Annotated in this window: 25 protein-coding genes and 1 tRNA gene; 6 read left to right on the forward strand and 20 right to left on the reverse strand. The window is 73.9% G+C overall.

Features of this window, described 5'->3' with window-relative positions; translation table 11 throughout:
* Positions 1-24 precede the first annotated feature (24 nt).
* A complete protein-coding gene (locus tag LN652_RS08660; RefSeq protein ID WP_230444263.1) occupies positions 25-465 on the forward strand; it encodes a pyridoxamine 5'-phosphate oxidase family protein in 441 nt (146 codons plus the stop codon).
* Between the two features lie 41 nt (positions 466-506).
* Positions 507-2,105 (forward strand): GAF domain-containing sensor histidine kinase, encoded by a 1,599-nt coding sequence (locus tag LN652_RS08665; protein ID WP_230444264.1) that lies wholly within the window; start codon positions 507-509, stop codon positions 2,103-2,105.
* Positions 2,106-2,168: 63 nt separating this feature from the next.
* On the opposite strand, the gene LN652_RS08670 is transcribed toward LN652_RS08665, so the two are convergent.
* The 5 genes from LN652_RS08670 to LN652_RS08690 form a co-directional block, all read right to left on the reverse strand.
* Complete coding sequence (locus LN652_RS08670) at positions 2,169-2,792, reverse strand: hypothetical protein (RefSeq protein WP_230444265.1); 624 nt, start codon at positions 2,790-2,792, stop codon at positions 2,169-2,171.
* Between the two features lie 140 nt (positions 2,793-2,932).
* A complete protein-coding gene (locus LN652_RS08675; RefSeq protein ID WP_407941536.1) occupies positions 2,933-3,595 on the reverse strand; it encodes a response regulator in 663 nt (220 codons plus the stop codon).
* Positions 3,596-3,626: 31 nt separating this feature from the next.
* Positions 3,627-4,109 carry a GNAT family N-acetyltransferase gene (locus LN652_RS08680; protein WP_230444267.1) on the reverse strand — a complete coding sequence of 161 codons (483 nt, stop codon included), beginning with the start codon at positions 4,107-4,109 and terminating at the stop codon, positions 3,627-3,629.
* A complete protein-coding gene (locus LN652_RS08685; protein ID WP_230444268.1) occupies positions 4,106-4,642 on the reverse strand; it encodes a DinB family protein in 537 nt (178 codons plus the stop codon). The genes LN652_RS08680 and LN652_RS08685 overlap by 4 nt, the downstream gene beginning before the upstream one ends.
* A gap of 107 nt (positions 4,643-4,749) precedes the next feature.
* Positions 4,750-5,340 (reverse strand): hypothetical protein, encoded by a 591-nt coding sequence (locus LN652_RS08690; protein ID WP_329958475.1) that lies wholly within the window; start codon positions 5,338-5,340, stop codon positions 4,750-4,752.
* Positions 5,341-5,435: 95 nt separating this feature from the next.
* On the opposite strand from LN652_RS08690, the gene LN652_RS08695 reads away from it, so the two are divergent.
* Positions 5,436-5,786 carry a YchJ family protein gene (locus LN652_RS08695; RefSeq protein WP_230444269.1) on the forward strand — a complete coding sequence of 117 codons (351 nt, stop codon included), beginning with the start codon at positions 5,436-5,438 and terminating at the stop codon, positions 5,784-5,786.
* Here the strand turns inward: LN652_RS08695 and LN652_RS08700 are convergent.
* From LN652_RS08700 to LN652_RS08720, 5 genes are read right to left on the reverse strand one after another with little or no spacing between them, the layout of a single operon-like run.
* The gene (locus LN652_RS08700; protein ID WP_230444270.1) at positions 5,762-6,412 is read right to left on the reverse strand and encodes a YigZ family protein; all 651 of its coding nucleotides are present in this window, start codon (positions 6,410-6,412) and stop codon (positions 5,762-5,764) included. The genes LN652_RS08695 and LN652_RS08700 overlap by 25 nt on opposite strands.
* Complete coding sequence (locus LN652_RS08705) at positions 6,409-7,515, reverse strand: YihY/virulence factor BrkB family protein (protein ID WP_230444271.1); 1,107 nt, start codon at positions 7,513-7,515, stop codon at positions 6,409-6,411. Before LN652_RS08705 ends, LN652_RS08700 begins: the two co-directional genes overlap by 4 nt.
* A gap of 36 nt (positions 7,516-7,551) precedes the next feature.
* Positions 7,552-8,331, reverse strand: coding sequence for a TSUP family transporter (locus LN652_RS08710; protein ID WP_230444272.1), 780 nt, complete (start codon positions 8,329-8,331; stop codon positions 7,552-7,554).
* A 2-nt stretch (positions 8,332-8,333) separates the two neighbouring features.
* Complete coding sequence (locus tag LN652_RS08715) at positions 8,334-8,780, reverse strand: hypothetical protein (protein ID WP_230444273.1); 447 nt, start codon at positions 8,778-8,780, stop codon at positions 8,334-8,336.
* Positions 8,777-10,183: a cystathionine beta-synthase gene (locus tag LN652_RS08720; protein WP_230444274.1), complete on the reverse strand. Its 1,407-nt coding sequence runs from the start codon at positions 10,181-10,183 to the stop codon at positions 8,777-8,779. The genes LN652_RS08715 and LN652_RS08720 overlap by 4 nt, the downstream gene beginning before the upstream one ends.
* Before the next feature lie 61 nt (positions 10,184-10,244).
* Between LN652_RS08720 and LN652_RS08725 the strand changes: the two genes are divergently transcribed.
* Positions 10,245-11,285, forward strand: a complete 1,041-nt coding sequence (locus LN652_RS08725) for an SGNH/GDSL hydrolase family protein (protein WP_230444275.1) — start codon at positions 10,245-10,247, stop codon at positions 11,283-11,285.
* 280 nt (positions 11,286-11,565) lie between these two features.
* On the opposite strand, the gene LN652_RS08730 is transcribed toward LN652_RS08725, so the two are convergent.
* The 3 genes from LN652_RS08730 to LN652_RS08740 form a co-directional block, all read right to left on the reverse strand.
* Positions 11,566-12,414, reverse strand: a complete 849-nt coding sequence (locus LN652_RS08730) for a Bax inhibitor-1/YccA family protein (protein WP_230444276.1) — start codon at positions 12,412-12,414, stop codon at positions 11,566-11,568.
* Positions 12,415-12,576: 162 nt separating this feature from the next.
* A complete protein-coding gene (locus LN652_RS08735) occupies positions 12,577-13,854 on the reverse strand; it encodes a calcium-binding protein (protein WP_230444277.1) in 1,278 nt (425 codons plus the stop codon).
* Positions 13,855-13,975: 121 nt separating this feature from the next.
* Complete coding sequence (locus tag LN652_RS08740) at positions 13,976-15,307, reverse strand: HNH endonuclease signature motif containing protein (protein ID WP_230444278.1); 1,332 nt, start codon at positions 15,305-15,307, stop codon at positions 13,976-13,978.
* A 158-nt stretch (positions 15,308-15,465) separates the two neighbouring features.
* Here LN652_RS08740 and LN652_RS08745 point away from each other — a divergent pair, with 158 nt between their 5' ends.
* Positions 15,466-15,921, forward strand: coding sequence for an adenylyltransferase/cytidyltransferase family protein (locus LN652_RS08745; protein ID WP_230444279.1), 456 nt, complete (start codon positions 15,466-15,468; stop codon positions 15,919-15,921).
* Positions 15,918-16,172: a hypothetical protein gene (locus LN652_RS08750; RefSeq protein ID WP_230444280.1), complete on the forward strand. Its 255-nt coding sequence runs from the start codon at positions 15,918-15,920 to the stop codon at positions 16,170-16,172. The genes LN652_RS08745 and LN652_RS08750 overlap by 4 nt, the downstream gene beginning before the upstream one ends.
* Here the strand turns inward: LN652_RS08750 and LN652_RS08755 are convergent.
* From LN652_RS08755 to LN652_RS08785, 7 genes are all read right to left on the reverse strand, one after another.
* Positions 16,111-16,584 carry a hypothetical protein gene (locus LN652_RS08755; protein WP_230444281.1) on the reverse strand — a complete coding sequence of 158 codons (474 nt, stop codon included), beginning with the start codon at positions 16,582-16,584 and terminating at the stop codon, positions 16,111-16,113. The two genes, LN652_RS08750 and LN652_RS08755, sit on opposite strands and share 62 nt — an antisense overlap.
* 57 nt (positions 16,585-16,641) lie before the next feature.
* A tRNA-Leu gene (locus tag LN652_RS08760) sits at positions 16,642-16,715 on the reverse strand.
* A 17-nt stretch (positions 16,716-16,732) separates the two neighbouring features.
* Positions 16,733-17,290 (reverse strand): peptide deformylase, encoded by a 558-nt coding sequence (locus tag LN652_RS08765; RefSeq protein WP_230444282.1) that lies wholly within the window; start codon positions 17,288-17,290, stop codon positions 16,733-16,735.
* Positions 17,291-17,295: 5 nt separating this feature from the next.
* Positions 17,296-17,814, reverse strand: coding sequence for a glycine cleavage system protein R (locus tag LN652_RS08770; protein ID WP_230444283.1), 519 nt, complete (start codon positions 17,812-17,814; stop codon positions 17,296-17,298).
* A 12-nt stretch (positions 17,815-17,826) separates the two neighbouring features.
* Positions 17,827-18,651, reverse strand: a complete 825-nt coding sequence (locus LN652_RS08775; RefSeq protein WP_329958476.1) for a uracil-DNA glycosylase — start codon at positions 18,649-18,651, stop codon at positions 17,827-17,829.
* Between the two features lie 3 nt (positions 18,652-18,654).
* Positions 18,655-19,584, reverse strand: a complete 930-nt coding sequence (locus LN652_RS08780; RefSeq protein WP_230444284.1) for a Ppx/GppA phosphatase family protein — start codon at positions 19,582-19,584, stop codon at positions 18,655-18,657.
* Positions 19,581-20,105, reverse strand: coding sequence for a DUF501 domain-containing protein (locus LN652_RS08785; RefSeq protein ID WP_230444713.1), 525 nt, complete (start codon positions 20,103-20,105; stop codon positions 19,581-19,583). Before LN652_RS08785 ends, LN652_RS08780 begins: the two co-directional genes overlap by 4 nt.
* Positions 20,106-20,137: the final 32 nt, after the last annotated feature.

The following is a 20,137-nucleotide window of genomic DNA, read 5'->3' on the forward strand; positions in this document are numbered from 1 at the left end:
GAGCCTCGGCACAAGGAGGCCCGCATGCAGTCCACCCACGACCTGTCCCGGGAGGAGTGCGCCCGCCTGCTGGCCGCCGGCGTCGCGGGCCGGGTGGCGCTCAGCACCCCGACCGGACCCCACATCCTCCCCGTCAACTACTCCGTCGACGGCGAGTCGGTGCTGCTCCGCACGACGGCCTACAGCCTGCTCGGCACCTACGGCCGCGACGCCCAGCTGTGCTTCGAGATCGACCAGTTCGACTACGAGAACAAGCGCGGGTGGAGCGTGGCGGTGCGCGGCCGCGCCGTGTTCGTCGACGACCAGTCCGAGCTCGCGCACATCGCCCGCACCTGGGAGCCGAAGCCGTGGGCGTCGGGCCAGCGCAACCTGGTCGTCCGGATCCCCTGGGCCGAGGTCACCGGACGCCAGATCGGCGACGGCTGGGCGCCCTGGGACCACCTGCCCGTGCGTCGCCTCGCCTGAAGGTCGTGGCACCCGCTCGGGGCGTGGGCCACACTGGCCACGTGACGCACACCAGCGACCGGGGCGGACCGGGGACTCCGGGCGCACCGGACCTGGGCGCCGACGCGCGCTCGCTGCTCCAGGCGGTCAGCGCGATCGCCAGCGACCTCGACCTCGACCTCGCCCTCACCCGCATCATCGAGGCCGCCACGGTCCTCACCGGTGCCCGCTACGGCGCCCTCGGGGTGCTCGGTCGCGACGGGCTCCTCGCGGAGTTCGTCACCACCGGGATCGACGACGACACCCGTCGGCTGATCGGCGACCTCCCGCGCGGGCGCGGCATCCTCGGCGTCATCATCGAGGACCCCTCCGGGCTCCGCGTCAGCGACCTCGGCGCCCACCCCAGGTCGGTCGGCTTCCCGCCGAACCACCCGCCGATGCGCAGCTTCCTCGGCATGCCGGTGCGGATCCGCGGCACCGTCTTCGGCAACCTCTACCTCACCGAGAAGGAGGGCGGCGGACCCTTCACCGAGACCGACGAGCTGCTGGTCGAGGAGCTCGCCCGCACCGCGGGCTACGTCGTCAGCAACGCCCGCTCGTTCGCGATCAGCGAGCGGCGGCGGCAGTGGCTCGAGGCCTCCGGCTACCTCTCCGAGGTGCTGCAGCCGCCCGTCGACGTCCCGTCCGCGCTGCACCAGATCGTGTCGACGGCGCGGCAGGTCTCGCGCGCACGGGCCGTCGCGCTGTGGTCGTCGGCGGGCCCGGACCACGACACCGTGAGCGTCGTCAGCGAGGCCGACCGCGCGCCGGTCACGGACCTGCTGGCACGGGCGCGGGAGCACGCCGAGGTCGGGGCCGGCAGCCCCGTGTCGACCGTCGAGGTCGACGACGCCCGCCTCGTCGTGGTGCCGCTGCGCTCGCACCTCGCGCCGGTGTCCGCGCTGGTGGCCGTCACCGAGCCGGGCGCTGGACTGCTCGACGTGCAGGAGCGCGAGCTCTTCGCGGTCTTCGCCGACCAGGTCGCGCTGTCGCTCGACCGGACCCAGGCGCTCTCCGACCGCGAGGAGCTCGCCCTGATCTCCGACCGCGAGCGGATCGCCCGCGACCTGCACGACATCGTCATCCAGCGGCTCTTCGCCACCGGCCTGCAGCTGCAGGGCGTGGCGTCGATGTCGGGCGCCGGCGCGGTCACCGAGCGCCTCGACGCGGCGGTGTCCGACCTCGACGACACCATCAAGGCGATCCGCGGCACGATCTTCGAGCTGCAGGACCGTCGCGGTGACTCGCTGCGGGCGGCGGTGCGCAAGCTGGTCAAGGAGTACGTCCCGGTGCTGGGCTTCACGCCCGTGGTGCGCACCGCCGGCCCGGTCGACACGGCCGTCTCGCCGGAGCTCGGCTCCCAGCTGGTCGCGGTGCTGCGCGAGGCGATCTCCAACGTCGCCCGGCACGCGCTGGCCGACAGCGCGGAGGTGGACGTCACGGTCACAGCCGACCGGCTGGAGCTGCGGGTCGCCGACGACGGCGTGGGGGTGCCCGACGACGCCCCGCAGAGCGGGCTGCGCAACGCCCGGCGGCGGGCCGACGACCTCGGCGGCAGCCTGGAGATCTCGGCGCCGGGCGAGCGCGGCACCCTCCTGGTGTGGCGGGTGCCGCTCGGCTGACCGGGGCAGAAGCACCGGAAAGGCCCGACGCGGGGGATGCGTCGGGCCTCCGGGGGCCTGGTGTCAGCGCAGGGCGGGGTGTTGCTTCACCACTTCCTGCCTGCTCCACCAGTGACCCAGCCCCCAGGTGGTGCCGGCCGCGCCCAGGGCGAGGACCGCCATCACGATGATGCCGACGAGGTGGTCGTCGACGACGGGGTTGTTCTCGAGCGGGAGCGACGCGGCGTACATGAACGCGTACATCAGCGCGCCCGCCGCGGCTCCGATCCGCATGCCGACTCCCAGCAGGAGCGTCACGCCGATGCCGAGCAGGCCGGCCATGAACAGCCAGTCGACCCAGGCCTGGCCCGCGAGCCCGGTGAAGAAGCCGTGGAACGGGTTGTCGGCGGGGACACCGAAGGAGAGGAATCCCTCGGTGGGGCTGCCGCCGTTGATCCACGCGGCAGGGCCGAACCGGTCCAGGACGCCGTCCTGGTCGTAGCCGGTGTGGAAGCCGAGCGCGAAGGTCTTGTCGAGGAAGGCCCACAGGAAGGTCACTCCGTAGGCGATCCGCAGCGTGGCCAGGGCCCGGTCGAACCAGGGTCCGTGGTCGTGGTCGTGGCTCTCGGCGGCCGGGGCTCCGGCCTGTGCCACCACGGGCGGGGTCCGGGTCTCGGCCTCGTGGCGGTGGCGATGGATGACGCTCATCGTCATCCCCTCCTTCGGTGGTGGTGCCCCAGTCGGGGTCACCACCACAGTCGCGTGGGAGGAGCGTGCCCGGTCAGGGCCTGCGGTCACGCAACGTCCGGGCCATAGGTCCCGAACCCGGCCGGACAGCGCCGGACCGGTCAGCGCTGGGGGGCGTCGCCGAGCAGCTTCGAGGCGAGCACCGCGGCCTGCGTGCGGCGCTCGAGGCCGAGCTTGGAGAGGATGCTCGAGACGTAGTTCTTCACCGTCTTCTCGGCGAGGAACATCTGCTCGGCGATCTGGCGGTTGGTGAGCCCCTCGGCGATGTGGCCGAGCAGGACGCGCTCCTGGTCGGTGAGCGAGGCCAGCTCGTCCGGGGTCTCGGGGCCGTTGCGGATCCGCTCGAGGACGGTGGCGGTCATCGCGGGGTCGATGAGCGACTTGCCGGCCGCGACGTGGCGCACGGCCGCGACCAGGTCGGAGCTGCGGATCTCCTTGAGCACGTAGCCGGCGGCGCCGGCCATGATCGCGGCGAACAGCGCCTCGTCGTCGTCGTAGGAGGTCAGGATGAGCGCGTTGATCGAGGGGTCCACCGCGCGGACGGTGCGGCAGACCTCGATCCCGGAGCCGTCGGGCAGCCGCGCGTCGAGCACCGCGACGTCGGGCCGCAGCGCGGGGATCCTCGCGGCCGCCTCGGTCGCGGTCCCGGACTCGCCCACCACCTCGATGTCGTCCTGCTGCTCGAGGAGGAACCTCAGTCCCTGGCGCACGACGTCGTGGTCGTCGAGGAGGTACACGCGGATGGTGTCGGCCATGGGGACCATTCCACCAGACCTCGCGCCGCTTGGCGCCCCCTCAGGACAGGTCGAGGTGCATCAGGTGCAGCCCGACCCGTCCGTGGGTGGTGCTGTCGAACGCCTCGGGCACCGTCGCGAGGACCCGGAAGCCGAGCTGCTCCCAGAGCCGCACGGCTGCGGTGTTGGTCTCGACGACCGCGTTGAACTGGATCGCGGCGAAGCCCTCGTCGCGGTGCCACTGCACGACGTGCTCGCCGAGCCTGCGTCCCACGCCGCGGCCGCGGGCGGCGGCGTCGACCATGAACGACGCGGTGCCGACGTGGGCGCCGCGCCCGGGTCGGTTGGGTCCCATCTTCGCCGATCCCAGGATCCGGCCGTCGTCCTCGAGCACCACGACGCGGCTACCGTCGAACCACCACCCGCGAGCCTGGTCCGACGTCGCGCCGAGCGGGTAGGCGTAGGTCTCGCCCGCCTCGACGATCTCCCGCCAGAACGGCCAGATCGCCGGCCAGTCGGCCTCGGTCGCGAGCCGGATGGTCATACGTCGGTCGCGCCGTCGATGGACTGGCGGATCAGGTCGGCGTGGCCGGCGTGGCGGCAGTACTCCTCGACCATGTGCACGAGCACCCAGCGCAGCGTCGCCGTCTCCCCCTTCCCGGGCGGCCGCGGACGCGCGACACGGCGGTCGAGGTCCGGGTCGGCCGCCAGCGCCTCGTCGAGGAAGCGGTCCGAGCGCTCGATCGCCGCGGCGAGCAGGCCGTCGAGCTCGGCGTGGGTCGCGCCCGATGCGCTGTGCCAGTCCCAGTCGGGGTCGTCGTCCCAGGGAGCGGAGTCCCACGGGGGCGCGGGCTCGTGGGCCGCGAGGTTGTAGGAGAACCAGTAGTCCTCGACGAACGCGAGGTGCTTGAGCATCCCGCCGAGCGTGAGGTCGCTCGGGGCGAGCGCCTGGTCGAGCTGGTCGTCGGTGAGGCCGGAGGCCTGCAGCCGGATCGTGGCGCGGTAGTGGTCGAGGAAGGCGCGCAGCATGCCCACCTCGTCGGTGCGGTAGGGCGGCTCGGCCCGCTCGATCGTCATGGCCGGCACCGTAGTGCGTGGACACGCGGACAGAACACCGGATATCCGGTCGTCGCCACGCTCGTGGCGGACCACCGGACCCGGTTCTGTCCGCGCGTCTGCTGCGCTCAGAGGGACGGGCCCTCGCCGCGCAGCTTGTCGACCTCGGCCATCGCGCCGCGGAGCTGGCCGAGCCACTCCTCGGCGTGCTGGCCCACCAGGCGCACCGACCAGGCCAGCGCGTCGGAGCGCGAGCGCGCCACCCCGGCGTCGACCAGGGTGTCGAGCACCTGCCGCTCCGGCTGGCGCAGCCGGGTCATCACCGGCGCCGAGACGTGGGTGAACAGCGCCTCGGTCTCGCCCAGGCGCACCCCCCACGACACCTTGCGCTGGTAGCGGCCCTGCGCCTCGAGCGCGATCTCGATCCGCTCGGCCTTGGTGTCGGCACGGAACCGGCTGATCCGGCCCTCGGCCTCCGCGCCGTCGGCGCCGGCGGCCTGCTCCTCGCTCAGCGTGCCCACGACGGTGATCTCCTCGCGGTCGACGCGCACGTCCACCTCGCTGAACCAGCCGTCGGGCAGTCGCCCGCGGAACCAGGCGCCCGCGTCGTCGGCCGGCGGCAGGTCGGCGACCTGCCACCCGCCCCGTCGGCCGCGTCCCTCACGGTCACTGCGGCCCCGGCCGCGGCGTCCGCGGCCCTCGTCATCGTTCTCGGTCATCATGGAGTCTCCTCATGGATTCTGTTGCAGTACTTACATGATTACACCGTTGAACGCCGGTCGCCACAGGTTTGTTCCCGACTACCCTCGGGGCCGTGACGACCCCTTCCTGCCCGTGCGGTTCCGGCGGGTCCTACGACGACTGCTGCCGCCCGTTGCTCGACAACCGGGTGCAGGCCGCGACGCCCGAGCAGCTCATGCGCTCGCGCTACACCGCCCACGTCCGCGGCGACGCCGACCACCTCTTCCGCACCTGGCACCCGCGCACCCGCCCCGACGACGTCACCCCCGACCCGCGCACGCGGTGGACCGGGCTCGAGGTGCTCGCGGCGAGCGGCGACACGGTCGAGTTCGTGGCCTCGTGGGACGGCGGGCGGATGCACGAGGTGAGCCGCTTCGAGCGGCGCGCGGGACGCTGGGTCTACGTCGACGGCGACGTGGACTGACCCGGGCCGTCGACCCAGCGCTCCCCCACCACGACCGGCTCTGCCGCCCCGGACGTCGCGGCGGCCACGACCTGGCCGAGCCGGTCGAGACTGTCCGGCGCGGTGGCGAGCAGCAGCCGCACGCGGGCGTCGTACGCCACGTCGAGCACGCTCACCCCGCGTGCCCGCAGCTCTCCCTCGACGCGACCGGCGTCCGCGTGGTCGAGGTCGAGCGCCACCTCGGTGAGCAGCGAGCGCCGCAGGGTGCCGGCCTCCGCGAGCGCGGCGCGGACCGCGTCGCCGTAGGCCCGCACCAGCCCACCGGCTCCGAGCAGCGTCCCGCCGAACCAGCGCGTCACCACCGCCGCCACGTCGCTCACCCCCGCGCCGCGCAGCACCTCCAGCATCGGCGCACCGGCGGTGCCGGCGGGCTCGCCGTCGTCGGACGCGCGCTGCAGCTCGCCGCGGGGGCCGAGCACGAAGGCCGAGCAGTGGTGCCGCGCGTCCGGGTGCTCGCGCCGCAGCGTCGCCACCAGCTCGCGGGCGGCGTCCTCGTCGCCCACCCGTCGCACGCGGCACAGGAACCGCGAGCCGCGGTCCTCGACCACGGCCTGCGCGGCACGCGCCACGGTGACGTACGACGTCACGCGCGGGTGCCGGAGCCGTCCGGTTCGGGCTCCGGCTGCGCTGCCGCCCGGTCGGGCTCGTGGGCCGGCTCCTCGGCCGGTTCCTCGGCGGGTTCCTCGGCCGGTTCGTCCTGGTCGGCGGGCTTCTCGGCGGGTCCGGGCTCCCACCGCACGACCACCTTCTCGAAGCCCTTGTGCCGCTGCATGCGGGCGTAGGAGACGTAGGCACGCTTGTCGGCCTCGGTGAGGCGGACGTTGTCGGTGAACGGCGTGAGCAGCGCGCGCGGCCACAGCCGGCGCGCGAGCACGACGTTGACCTCGGTGGCGAGCACCGCCATCACCGAGCCGATCCACAGGAAGCCGATCAGGCCGAGGACCAGTCCGAAGGTCTTGGTCATCGAGGAGGTGTTGACGAGGGTGCGGTCGACGTAGGCGGCGCCGCCGATCTGCAGCAGCTGCCACATCACCGCGAGCGTGAACCCGCCCGGCGCGGCGCGCCAGAACGAGTGCTGGCCGGTGGCGGCGAAGCGGAACAGGTAGCTCAGGCCGGTGCCGACGACGAGGACCGTGAGGACCGGCAGCAGCTGCTTGAGCCCGCCGCCGATGACCTCGGTGAAGACGTCGGTGGTGCTGGCGATCGTCGACACGACCGTCACCGCCAGCAGCGAGAGCCCCGCGGTCAGCAGCAGGATGAGCGTCTTGACCCGCGCGTAGAACGGGTTGGGGCGGCTGTTGCGCGGCACCGACCAGGCGACGTGCTGGGTGTTCTGCAGCGCCTGGCCCAGGCCCATCGCGCCGTAGAGCGCGGCGAGGGCACCGATGACGACACCGCTGACGGATCCCTGCAGGCCCTGGGGCCGGCCGAGCTCGTCGCCGATGATCGGGAACTGCGCGAGCGCGGAGTCGAGGATCTGCTCCTGCCACTGCGGCTCGCCGCGCAGGATCAGGCCCAGGATCGAGGTGCCGAGCAGCATCAGCGGGAAGATCGCGACGAACGCGTAGTAGGTCATCGCCGAGGCGAGGTAGGGACCCTGGTCGTCGAAGTACTTGTAGATCACCGCGATCGGGAACCCCAGCACGGGATGCCGCCGCTGGAACCCGTCGACCGCCGCCACCGCACCCACGAGGTGGAGGCTACCGGTCGCGCCCCGCCGAGCCTGTCACCACCAGCCCAGGAGCCCGCCGCCGAGTCGCACGACGAACCCGGAGACGACCACCAGGAAGAACGCCCGGACGAACCGCGCTCCCCGCGCCATGGCCACGCGGGCGCCGAGGTAGCCGCCCGCGACGTTGGCCGCTGCCATCGGCAGGGCGAGCTGCCACAGGACCGCTCCCTGGGGCACGAAGACCACCAGCGCGGCGAGGTTGGTCGCCCAGTTCGCCAGCTTGGCCTTGGCCGAGGCCTCGAGGAAGTTGTAGCCGAGCAGGCCCACGAGCGCGAACACCAGGAACGACCCGGTCCCGGGACCGATCGCCCCGTCGTAGAACCCGATCGTGACGCCGGTGAGCACCACGGCGGTGAGGTGCTGCCCGCCCCGGAACCGCAGCCTGGTGAGATCCCCGACTCCGGGCTTGAACCACACGTAGGCACCGACCAGCACCAGCACCGCCAGGATGATCGGGTCGAACGCACTGCGCGGCAGCAGCGAGGCGACCAGCGCGCCGCCCGCCGAGCCGACGAACGCCGCCAGCATCAGCGGCAGGAAGGTCCGCGGGTCGGGCCGGATGCGTCGGACGTACGTCGCCGCGCTGATCGAGGTGCCGCAGAACGACGCGAGCTTGTTGGTGGCGGCGACCTGCACCACCGAGGCGCCCGGCAGCCCGATGAGCAGCGCGGGCAGCTGGACCAGCCCGCCGCCACCGACAACCGCGTCGACGAAGCCCGCCACCAGTGCGGCGAGCACCAGGAAGCCGACGACCTCGAGCGACAGGTCGGCCACGGTCAGCTGGAGCTCGAGCCGTCCTCGCGGACGTACTCCTGCACCACGACCGCGTCGTAGTCGTCGGGCATGGTGGCGCTGAGGCCCGGGCACTCGAACTGCTGGGACTGGTCCTGGACCATCGTCGCCGCCGAGCAGCTGAGGGTGGCGATCGGCGAGCCGTCGGTCGAGAACACCATCTCGAAGATCGCCGCGCGCTCCTCCTCGAGGGTGTTGGTGATCGAGCCCTCGACGTTGGGCGTGGTCACGGCGTTGCCGTTGACCGAGCGCTCGACGCCCTTCAGCGTCCAGCCGTCGTCGACGGTGAAGCCGTTCCACGAGAACGACTTGCCGACCTCGACCTCCACCGGGTCGGTGCTGGTGTCGACGTCGTCGCCACCGCAGGCCGCGGTGCCACCGAGCACCGCCAGGGCGACCAGGGTGCCCGCGGCACGGCGCCGGGCACTCACGGCGCCGCCACGAAGGTCAGCAGGTCCTGGCGGGTGAGCACGCCGATCGGCTTGCCGTCCTCGTGGACGAGGACCGCGTCGGCCCCGGAGAGCAGGGTGACCGCGTCGGTGGCGGCCTCGGTCGAGCCGATCGTCGGCAGCGGCCCGGACATGTGGTCCTCGACCTGGTCGGTGAGCTTGGCGGTGCCGGCGAAGAGCGCGTCGAGCAGGGTGCGCTCGGAGACCGACCCGGCGACCTCGGCGGCCACGATCGGCGGCTCGGCGCGCACGACGGGCATCTGGCTGACGCCGTACTCCTGGAGGATGTGGACCGCCTCGGCGATGGTCTCGCCGGGGTGGGTGTGGACCAGGTCGGGCAGCCGGCCGGACTTGCCGCGCAGCACCTCGCCGACCGTGCGGTGGTCGGCCTGCGCGCCGGTGGCGAAGCCGTACTGCGCGAGCCACTCGTCGTTGAAGATCTTGGTGAGGTAGCCGCGGCCCGAGTCGGGCAGCAGCACCACGACGACCGCGTCGGTGCGGCCCTCGGCGGCCAGCTCCTGCGCGACCTGCCGCGCCGCCCACGCGGCCATCCCGCAGGAACCGCCGACCAGCAGCGCCTCCTCGCGGGCGAGGCGGCGGGTGAAGGCGAAGGAGTCGGCGTCGGAGACCTCGATCACCCGGTCGGCGACCGTGCGGTCGTAGGTGTCGGGCCAGAAGTCCTCGCCGACGCCCTCGACGAGGTAGGGGCGGCCGGTGCCACCGGAGTAGACCGATCCCGCCGGGTCGGCGCCGATCACCTGGACGTCGCGGCCGGCGAGCGCGGCCTGCTCCTTGAGGTAGCGCCCGACGCCGCTGATCGTGCCGCCGGTGCCCATGCCGCAGACGAAGTGGGTGATCCGGCCCTCGGTCTGCTCCCAGATCTCCGGGCCGGTGGTCTCGTAGTGCGAGCGCGGGTTGTGCGGGTTGGCGTACTGGTTGGGCTTCCACGCGCCGGGCTGGGAGGCGAGGCGGTCGGAGACGTTGTAGTAGGAGTCGGGGTGCTCGGGCGCGACGGCGGTCGGGCACACCACGACCTCGGCACCGTAGGCCTTGAGCACGTTGCGCTTGTCGACGCTGACCTTGTCGGGGCACACGAAGACGCACTTGTAGCCCTTCTGCTGGGCCACCATCGCGAGGCCGACGCCGGTGTTGCCGGAGGTCGGCTCGACGATCGTGCCGCCGGGCTGGAGCTCGCCGGACGCCTCGGCCGCCTCGATCATCCGCGTGGCGATGCGGTCCTTCACGGACCCGCCGGGGTTCAGGTACTCCACCTTCGCCAGGACCAGCGGACCGTCGGAGCCGGTCTCGGGGAGGTCCAGGGTCCGGCCGAGCCGGACGAGCGGGGTGTTGCCGATCAGGTCGATGACGGAGTTCGCGTACTGCACCGGGTCAATCTAGCCACCTACCGGGCCGTAACCCGCTTCCGCGGGTGCGTAGCATCGTGGCGTGGGGGCAACTGGAGCAGCACGCAAGCTGGCGTCGGCCGCCGCCCTGGGCGGCGGCGGACTGTCCGTGCTCGGAGCCGGGCTCTACGGCGTCCTGGTGGCCGAGGCGAAGTTCGCTCGGAAGGTCATCGGCAACGCGACCGACGCCCCGCCCGACGCCACCGGCTGGTACGGCCGGGGCCGCCCCGGCCCGGCGATCCGGATCGCCCTGCTCGGCGACTCGAGCGCCGCCGGCTACGGCGTGGAGCGGGTCGAGGACACCCCGGGCGCCCACCTCGCGAGCAGCCTGGCCGCACAGGCCGACCGTCGGGTCCACCTGCGCTCCTTCGCGGTCGTGGGCGCCCAGTCGAGCGCGCTCGCCGACCAGGTCGACGCCGCGCTCGGCACCCACCCCGACCTCGCCGTGCTGCTCATCGGCGCCAACGACGTCACCCACACCGTGCTGCCGTCCGCGTCGGTGCGCTACCTCGCCGAGGGCGTACGCCGCCTGCGCGAGGCCGGCGTCGTCGTGGTCGTCGGCACCTGCCCCGACCTCGGCACGATCCGCCCGATCCCGCCGCCGCTCAAGCAGGTGGCGCGCGAGTGGTCGCGCCGGCTCGCCGCCGCCCAGACCATCACCGTCGTCGAGAACGGCGGCCGCTCGGTCTCGCTCGGCGACATCCTGGGTCCGGAGTTCGACGCCGCGCCCGCGGTGCTGTTCGGCCCGGACCGGTTCCACCCGTCCGCCGACGGCTACCGCCAGCTCGCGTCGGTGCTCGTCCCGTCCTGCCTCGCCGCGCTCGACCTGCTGCCCGACGACGAGGCGCTGCCCGAGCCGCTGCGCCGCGAGGGCATCCTGCCGGTCGCGGCCGCCGCGGTCCGCGCCGCGCGCACCCCCGGCACGGAGGTCGACGGCACCGAGGTCGGCGGCAACCAGCGCGGCCTGCGCGGGCGCTGGGTCGAGCTGCGCCACCGTCGGCGCCGCCCCTCCACCGACGCCGAGTCGCCCGAGGAGCACGAGGACCACGAGGTCGGCCTGTCGGTCGAGGACGAGACCGCCTGACCCTCGCCGGCGGGTTCGGGCCCTCCCGCGAGCGGTGTCCCACCCACGTTCTGCGCGCCGGAAACGTGGCTGGCGCACCGCCGGGGTCGTACGCGCGCAGCCTCCCGCCCGCGAGCGGTGTCCCACCCACCTTCTCAGCGCCGGGACTGTGGGTGGCGCACCGCCAGGCGCGGTTCCCGGGCTCGTACGCCCGCGGACCGGGCACGAACGACGGACGGCCCGCCCGAGCAGTGCTCGGGCGGGCCGCCGTCTCGGGACCAGATGTGGTCGGTCGCTGCGGTCAGTCGCCGCGCAGGATCGCGAGGATGCGCAGCAGGTTGGTGTAGATCCAGACCAGGCTGACGGTCAGGCCGAAGGCCGCCCGCCACGACTCGCGCTCCGGGAGGCCGGCGGCGACGCCGTTCTCCACGAAGTCGAAGTCGAGGATCAGCATGAAGACGCCGAGCGCCAGGCCGACGAACGACATCACCAGGCCGAGGGCACCGAAGCCGAACAGGCCGGTCTGGATGCCGAAGAAGCTCAGCACCAGCGACAGCAGGCCGAGGCCCACCATGCCGAGGACGCCCGCCATCACGAACGTGCGGAACTTCGCGCCGACCTTGATGTCGAAGAACTTGTAGGCCGCGAGCGTGCCGGCGAAGGCCGCGAAGGTGCCGAGGACGGCCTGGGTGATGATGCCGTCACCGAAGCTGGCGTCGAAGAACTTGCTGATCGCGCCGAGCGCGACGCCCTCGAAGAGGGCGAACGCCATCACCAGCGCCGGGCTGATCACGCGCTTGAACGAGTTCACGAGTGAGAGCAGGAACGCCGCGCCGGAGCCGACGATCATCAGCGTCGTCGCGGTGCCGAGAGCGGCGTCGTCGGTGACGGTCCGACCGAAGGAGTCGGTGGTGTAGACGTCGCCGATGACGTACCAGGTGGCGAATGCGGCGGCGAAGACGAGCGCGATCGAGATCGCGGTCTTCTGCACGACCGAGTCGATCGTCATCCGGCGCTGGTCGACCTGGCCGGGGGTCTCGCCGTAGCCGGGGTAGGCAGCGCCCCCGCCGGCGTAGGTCTGGTTGCCGAAGGCGTTGGAGGAGCGGTTGAACTCCTCCGAACGGGCGAACACGGGGTTGTTGCTTCTCATGGTCTCTCCTTGGAGGCCTCCTCCGGAGTCTCCGGAGGTCGCGACGCCGTCGTGGTGACGGCGCCTGTCATGTCATCCCACTCTAGCCGGGATGACACAGGGTCAAACGTGCGCCGCGGGGGCACTGTTCCCGTCACAGGAACTTCTCAGGAACGCCGGTCCTCAGCGACGCCGCTCGCAGTGCCGGGCGTCCTCGGCCCGGCACCGGTCGGTGCCGCCACCGCCGCGGGCGACGTCGTCGCCGGGGCCGCCGAGCAGCACGTCGTCGGCGTACGACCCGACCAGCACGTCGTCGCCGCCGCGGCCCCGTGCGGTGTAGGGCGCTCCCCCGCCCACCCGGTCGTCGCCCGGCGTCCCGAGGTAGGTCCAGCGGCCGCGGTTGTGGGGCATCACGACCCGCTCGACGTCGGCGACGACCGACCGCACCGGGTCGCGGTGGCCGAAGCGCACCGCGAACCGCTCGCGGGCGTGGTCGAGGACCCCACGGGTGAGCGGGCCGGTGTCGAGCACCGCCAGCAGCACCTCGTCACGTCCGGGGCCACCGGTGAGGGCGTGCCGCCCGCGGCCGAGGTAGACCTCGAGCCGGTCGCGGCCGGGACCGCCGTCGAGGGTCGAGGGGCCGCCCTCCTTGCGCAGTCCGTCGATGCCGGGGCCGCCGAGGAGGACGTCGGTGCCGCCGGTGGAGTCGAGGTAGTCGTCGCCCTCTCCCCCGATGAAGACGTCGTCGGCGTCCTCGCCGCGCGCGGGGGCGTACTCGTCCCAGTCGTTGACGACGAAGTCGTCGCCGCCACGGCCCTCGATCCGGTCGCCGCCACCCTTGCCGATCAGCTGGTCCGGGCCCTCCGTGCCGAGCAGGGTGTCGCCGTGCGTCGACCCGAGGACCTCGACGACCGCACCGCTGGTGGGGACCGGCTGGGCCAGCACCACCGTGTCGGCGCCGTCACCGGTCGCGGTGCCGGCCACGAGGTCGACGACGACGCCGGCTGGCGACGGCGAGAAGTCGATCGTGTCGGGGCTGCCGTAGCCGTCGCTGCGCAGCACCGTGTTGACACCGACGTCGACCAGGTCGTCGCCGGGTCCCGGGACGACGGTGTCGCCCTGCGGCTCGGGCTCGCTCTCGAAGAGCGGCACCCGGCCGTTGGTGCCGCCGAAGAGGCGGTCGTCGCCCTCGCCGCCGGTCAGCACGTCGGCACCCGCGTCGCCGCAGACGACGTCGTCGCCCGCTCCTGCGTCGACCTCGTCGTTGCCGCCGAGCGCCGCGATGACGTCGTCTCCGGGCGTCCCGGTGAGCACGTCGTCGTCAGCGGTGCCGACGATGGTCGCGGTGAGCCCGTCGCACGTGGCGGCGGCGCGTGTGCTCCCCGCGTGCGCCGCGGTCGCCGACGCCAGCACCAGCGTGCCCGCCGCGAGCAGGCGCGTGATGGTCGTGCGTCCGGTCATGGTTCCCCCTCGGCTGCCGAGAGTAGGCCGCGCGGGCCGGGCACGCGAGGGGCACGAGCCGCTCCCGCTCTTCCCGGCCGCCGCGTCCGCGTGGGTGCCGCGGAGCATCGCCCCGCGCCGATCAGGACGCGAGGGTGAAGAGGCTGGCGAGCCGCCGCTCGGCCGGTGAGTAGTCGATCCCGCCCGACGGACCTCCGGGCAGGGGTGGGGCCGTCGACCTGGCGAGGCGGAGGTGCTCCGAGACGGTGCCGACCTCGTGGAGCCCGCTGTCCGGCGGCTCGATGACCCACGAGGTCCACCCGGGCGACTCCTTGAGGTAGTTGCAGCGCTCGCACAGGCCCTGGCCGTTGGCGGCGGTGGTCGAGCCTCCGCGCGCGACGGGGACGACGTGGTCGTGGTGGCGGATGGCGGCGTTGCAGCCGGAGGTGCGGCAGGTGCCGCCGTCGCGGAGGTCGAGGAGCTCGGCCAGCGCGCCGTCGAAGTGTCGGGCGGTCGACTCCATCGCGACGAGCGCGCGGTCGGCCGGGCTGGCGAAGAGTCGGCGCAGCGCGGCCTTCGCGGCGGAGCTGGCGCGACGCACGAGGTCGGTGCAGAGCGCGGCGGGCAGGAAGCCCTCGCCCTGGACGAGCCCGGGCTCGGTGCCGTCGCCGAGGAGGGACTCGACGCCGATGACGAGGTTGACGCGCACCGGCGCGACGTCGGTGACGGGGTCGCGCCCGGTGACGCGGGCGACGAGGGTGTCGGCGCGGACCTGTCCGTCGGTCCGGTCGTCGCCGTGCGACCGGGCGCTCGCGGCGGCGGCGTCGAGGGCCGCGCGGACCGCGGCGAGGTCCTCGAGGGGCAGCGTGGCGACCAGCCGTCCGGTGCCGTCGTCGAGGCGCTGGGTGGTGACGCGGCGGTCGGCCCGGGCGCGGCGGTGGCGGCGGGCCTCCGCCTCGGCCGCGACGGTCAGGCAGGAGCGGCGTACGGCTTGGCGCAGCCGGACGTCACCCAGCCCGGCGAGCCGGGGCGCCAGGTCGTCGTCGACCCGACGGCGCTGGTCGGGGTCGAGGTGGGCGACCTCGCGGGCGATCGCGAACGCGCGGTCCTCGGTCAGCTCGCCGCGCGCGAGGGCGGCGAGCGCCAGCGGGAGGTCGTCACGCAGGCGACGCGAGAGCAGGACGCGCTGCTCGCCCTGGTGCGGGCTGGCGAGCGTCGCCCGCGCGACCTCGGCGCCGACGGACATCGCCCGCGGAGGCGTGCGTCGGCCGGTGGCCGGCACGTCGTCGGTGTCGGCGAGGTCTGCGAAGGTGGCGGCGAGGAGGACCTGGGCCCCCGCGGCGGCGGACTTGATCCGCTCGAGGGCCTCGATGCCGTCGAGCAGGTCGACCGGGCCGCCGGTCACGGTCAGGTCGCCGAGGAGGTCGGCAAGGGCGTGGAGCTCCTCCGCCGGCCAGTCCGAGCGATGCGCCATCCCCCCACCTCCTTGATCGATCACTAGTTCTATTGTGACACTGGCCACCGACATCGCCCATCGAGAGATCGTCACGATCCACCGGACGTGCCTGGTGCGGCGCGGCGACTCGCACGGGTAGACATGGGGTCGGAACGCCTGGCCAGAAGCAGGGAGCGATGTCGATGGGACCACTGAGCCAGCAGGCGCCCGGCGCGCGTGTCTATGTCGACATGGTGGGCGACCTGTTCCACGCCGGCCACGTCGACCTCCTCCGGGCCGCGCGCGCCCACGGCGACCACCTGGTCGTGGGCGTGCTCTCCGACGAGACCGCAGCGTCCTACAAGCGGCGACCCGTGATGACCCTCGCCGAGCGGGTCGCCGTCATCGAGTCCTGCAGGTACGTCGACGAGGTGGTCGCCGGCGCGCCCGACCGGCTGACCGAGGAGTTCCTCGCCGCGCACCGGATCGCGACGGTCGTCCACGGCGACGACCTGTCGCTCGAGGGGGCGAGGCAGGTCTACGGACCCGCCGTCGCCGCCGGCACCTTCGTGACCGTGCCACGCACCAGCGCCCTGTCGACGACCGAGGTCATCCGGCGGGTGCGCGAGCGGGGCGACCTGTGGCCCCGATGACGCGACGCCTGGCCCGGCGGATCGAGCACGACTTCGACCCGCACGACGTCGAGACGGTCACCCGCGTCGTGGCACGTGCGGCGACGTCCGAGCGGGTGCAGGCCGCGATCGTGCTCGCCGCCGCCGGCGACGCGCGCGAAGCTGCCCGGCAGGCCGCGCTGGCCGGGACCGACTGGCGCGACGTCCTCGTCAACGCAGGGCTCGCGGATGGCGACTGGGCCTCAGCCCTGGACCACCACCTGGGGCGGTAGGCCCCAGGCTCCGCCCGCGGACCCACGACCCCAGCACCGCGAGGCCCGCGAGCGGGACCAGCACCGCGGCGGTGGCGACACCCTGCACCGAGGTGAGGACCAACAGCACCAGGGTCACCAGCGCCAGGGGCAGGACCGCCAGCACGGCGGACACGACCAGCACCAGGACGCCCCGCGGACGAGGCCGCCTCGGCTCGAGGACGAACCCGGCAGCGAGCGCGGCGACGGCGGCGCCGAGGCACCACAGGCGCCAGGCCCGGCGCCACCTGTCCGGGTCCTCCAGCGTGCCGCACGGGGCGATCTGGCAGGCACCGCCGGTGACCAGCTCCGGCTGCAGCGGCGCCCAGGCGCTGGCGGCGACCATGACGGCGAACCCCGCCACGCCCAGCACCCACCAACCCCCCGGCCTCATGGCACCCATCCTGCCCGGTCGGGTCGGACGCGCCACCCGTGCGGCTGTCGACCTGGGTGCCCCGGCTGGGGTTCGAACCCAGACTGCGCGGTTTTTAAGACCGCTTCCTCTACCGGTTGGGATACCGGGGCGCGAGCCGTGGGACGGCTCAGAGGTAGGTCTTGCGAGCGTAGACGGCGTGGGCGCCGGCCGCGCGGTCGAGGAACAGCAGGCCGTCGCAGTGGTCGATCTCGTGCTGCAGGGCGCGGGCCTCGAAGGCGTCCGCCTCGAGCTCGACCTCCTCGCCGGTGCCGGGCAGCTGGCCGCGCACGACGATGCGGCTGGGCCGCTTCACGTCGCCGGTGAAGTCGGGGACCGACATGCAGCCCTCGCGGGCCTTCTCGTTGCGGCTGCACGAGACGACCTCGGCGTTGCACAGCACGAACGTGCCGTGGTGCTCGCGGGTCTTGGGGTGCTCGGAGACGTCGACGCAGAAGACCTTCACGCCCTCCCCCACCTGCGGCGCGGCGAGGCCGACGCAGCCGGGCGAGACGCGCATCGTGGCGACCAGGTCGGCGGCGAGGCGCACCACCTCCGGCGAGGTCGGGTCGACGGTCGCACCGGCGGTCGACAGCACGGCGGCAGGGGCGCGTACGACCTCGCGCAGCGCACCGGTCACGCCGAGGTCGGCCTCGGTCCACGCCAGGACCGTGGGGTTCACGCTCACCGGGCTCAGAGCTCGTCGGTGTCGGCCGGGCGCAGCGAGACGCCGACGCCGAGGTCCGACGCCGCGGCCGCGAGGTCGCGCTCGACCGCGTCGACGTCGGCCGACGCCGGCAGGTCGACCTCGGCGACGAGGAGGTAGAGGTCGCCGGAGAGTCGGGTGGTGAGGTCGGTGATGTTGCCGCCGACGCCGGCGACCACGCCGACCACGGAGGACACGATGCCGGGGCGGTCGCCGCCGTGCACCGACAGCACCCACGACGACCCGGCGCCGGCGACCGCCGGCCCGGCCGGCACCTCGCGGACCGAGACGGTGAGGCTGCCGTCGGCCGCGAGCGGGGCGAGGGCGGCCTCGATCTCGGCGTCGGCGACCTCGCCGGCGCAGACCAGCATCATCGCGAAGTGGCCGCGCAGCAGCGTCATCGTGGAGTCCTCGAGGTTGAGGCCCAGTCCTGCGAGCCGACCCGTGGTCTCGGCGATGATGCCGGGGCGGTCGTGGCCGAGGACGGTGATGGCGTGGGAGGTCACGGCGTCACCTTCTCAGACGCCGGGACGGGTCAGCGCGCGAGCCCGCTCGAGGACCGCGTCCGTCATGTCCGCGGTGAGCCGCCCGGTGTAGGTGTTGTGCGGTGACGGGTGGTAGCAGCCGAGCAGGGTGACGTCGCCGAGGCGGACCTCCTCGCCGTGCCCGAACCGCGGTCGTCGCGCCGGGGCGGGCGCGCCCGCGGCGACCAGCGAGCGGACCGCGCCGTTCCAGCCGAACGCGCCGAGCGCCACCACCGCGCGCACCGACGGGAGCAGCGCGAGCTCGGCCGCGATCCACGGCGCGCAGGTGTCGCGCTCGACCACGGTGGGCTTGTTGTCGGGCGGCGCGCACCGGACCGTGGCGACCATCCGCGCGCCCAGCAGCCGCTGGCCGTCGCCTGCGTGCTCGCTGCCGGGCTGGGTCGCCCACCCGGTGCGGTGCAGGCTGGCGAAGATCCAGTCGGCGCTCGGGTCGCCGGTGAAGATCCGCCCGGTGCGGTTGCCGCCGTTGGCGGCGGGCGCGAGCCCGACGACGAGCAATGACGGGTCGGGGTCGCCCCAGCCGGGGATCGGACGGCCCCAGTAGGGCTGGTCGGCGAACGACGCGCGCTTGTCGCGGGCCACGTCCTCGCGCCACTGCACCAGCCGCGGGCAGGCCGCGCAGACGCTGACCCGCGCCTCGAGCCCGGCCAGGTCGGCGTCCGCGGCGAGGCGGCGTACGTCGTCGGCGTCGCGCGCGACCGGCGTGGCCGCGGTCGCCGGGTCGTCCGGCCACCCCGTCCCCGGCGTCACGGGGCTGTCGAACGCCCCGCCCACCACCGGGTGCGGCAGGAGCGTCACGACTCACCGCCCGATCGCGGCCGCGATGCCGTGCAGGATGTCGGCCTCGGAGACCAGGTGGACCGGCACCGGCACGCGACGGAGGACGCGGTCCCAGATCAGCGCCCCGGCGTCGATCACGTCGGCGCGCCCGGGGTGCATGTAGGGCAGCGCCCGGCGCTCCTCGACGCTCAGCGCGATCAGGTCGGCGACGAACCGGGAGGTGTCGGCGTTGGAGAGCTCTGCGCCGTCGAAGGCCTCGCGGTCGTAGGCCGGCAGGTCCAGCACGCCGCAGGCGAGGGTCTTGATCGTGCCCGAGGTGCCGATGACGGTGCGCGCCCGGTCGAGCGGGACGCCCGAGGTGTCGAGCGTGCGGTCGATGTCGGCGACGCAGGCGGCGACCTCGTCGGCGGTGGGCGGATCGCCGTGCAGGTGCCGCTCGTGCAGCCGCACCGAACCGATGTCCATCGACACCGCCTGCCGCTCCCCGGCCTCGCCGAGCACCAGCTCGGTGGAGCCTCCGCCGATGTCGACCACCAGCACCGGCTCCTCGGGCGCCGCGGCCCGCCCGGCGATCGCGCCGGCGAAGACCAGGGCGGCCTCCTCCGGACCCGACAGCACCTCGGGCTCGACCCCGAGCCGGCGGCGTACGCCCTGGGCGAAGACCGCGGCGTTGCTCGCGTCGCGGGTGGCGGAGGTGGCGCAGAAGCGGAGCCGCCCGGCCGCCACCCCGTGCTCGGCGACCACGGCGGCGAACTCGTCGATCGCGGCGAACGTGCGCGCCAGCGCCTCGTCGGCCAGCTCGCCGGTGCGGTCGACACCCTGCCCGAGGCGCACCACGCGCGAGTCGCGCAGCACGACGTCGACGCCGCCGTCGGTCCGGACCCGGCCCACGAGGACCTTGATCGAGTTGGTGCCGCAGTCGATCGCGGCGACGAGCCCGGGCTCGCTCACGACGCCCCGTCGGCCCCGTCGGCCCCGACGCTCACGCACGGCCCCGACGCCCACCAGTCGCCGAGGGCGTCGAGGACCTCGTCGCCGAGCGGGTTGACGCCGCGCCCCATGGCCAGCGACTGGCCGGCGAGCACGTGGAGGCACTTGACCCGGTCGGGCATCCCGCCGGCGGTGATGCCCTCGATCTCGGGGACGTCGAGCCCGGCGCGCTCGCCGACCTCGGCACGCGCCTCGAGGTAGCGCTCGTGGGCGGCCCGGTAGGCGGCGGCGAGCTCCTCGTCGGTGCCGAGGCGCTCCTGCATCTGCTTCATCACGCCCGACCCCTCGAGGGTGCCGATGCGCGAGGCCGCGCGCGGGCAGGTCAGGTAGAAGGTGGTCGGGAACGGCGTGCCGTTGGGCAGCCGCGGCTCGGTGGTCACCACGTCCGGGTTGCCGCACGGGCAGCGGTGCCCGATCGAGTCGATGCCGCTCGGACGCCGACCGAGCTGGGCCTGGACGACGCGCTCGTCCGCCTCGTCGATGCGGGGGTTGTCGCGGTGGACCACCCCCGGCT

It is taken from the genome of Nocardioides okcheonensis, assembly GCF_020991065.1.
In the GTDB taxonomy this organism is placed as follows: domain Bacteria; phylum Actinomycetota; class Actinomycetes; order Propionibacteriales; family Nocardioidaceae; genus Nocardioides; species Nocardioides okcheonensis.

Coding starts and splice junctions, on each gene's coding strand:
- LN652_RS08745 (WP_230444279.1), top strand. CDS start 15,466: ATGTCGATGGGACCACTGAGCCAGCAGGCGCCCGGCGCGCGTGTCTAT.
- LN652_RS08670 (WP_230444265.1), bottom strand. CDS start 2,792: ATGAGCGTCATCCATCGCCACCGCCACGAGGCCGAGACCCGGACCCCG.
- LN652_RS08685 (WP_230444268.1), bottom strand. CDS start 4,642: ATGACGATCGAGCGGGCCGAGCCGCCCTACCGCACCGACGAGGTGGGC.
- LN652_RS08730 (WP_230444276.1), bottom strand. CDS start 12,414: ATGAGAAGCAACAACCCCGTGTTCGCCCGTTCGGAGGAGTTCAACCGC.
- LN652_RS08690 (WP_329958475.1), bottom strand. CDS start 5,340: ATGACCGAGAACGATGACGAGGGCCGCGGACGCCGCGGCCGGGGCCGC.
- LN652_RS08750 (WP_230444280.1), top strand. CDS start 15,918: ATGACGCGACGCCTGGCCCGGCGGATCGAGCACGACTTCGACCCGCAC.
- LN652_RS08660 (WP_230444263.1), top strand. CDS start 25: ATGCAGTCCACCCACGACCTGTCCCGGGAGGAGTGCGCCCGCCTGCTG.
- LN652_RS08735 (WP_230444277.1), bottom strand. CDS start 13,854: ATGACCGGACGCACGACCATCACGCGCCTGCTCGCGGCGGGCACGCTG.
- LN652_RS08740 (WP_230444278.1), bottom strand. CDS start 15,307: ATGGCGCATCGCTCGGACTGGCCGGCGGAGGAGCTCCACGCCCTTGCC.
- LN652_RS08675 (WP_407941536.1), bottom strand. CDS start 3,595: ATGGTCCCCATGGCCGACACCATCCGCGTGTACCTCCTCGACGACCAC.
- LN652_RS08680 (WP_230444267.1), bottom strand. CDS start 4,109: ATGACCATCCGGCTCGCGACCGAGGCCGACTGGCCGGCGATCTGGCCG.
- LN652_RS08755 (WP_230444281.1), bottom strand. CDS start 16,584: ATGAGGCCGGGGGGTTGGTGGGTGCTGGGCGTGGCGGGGTTCGCCGTC.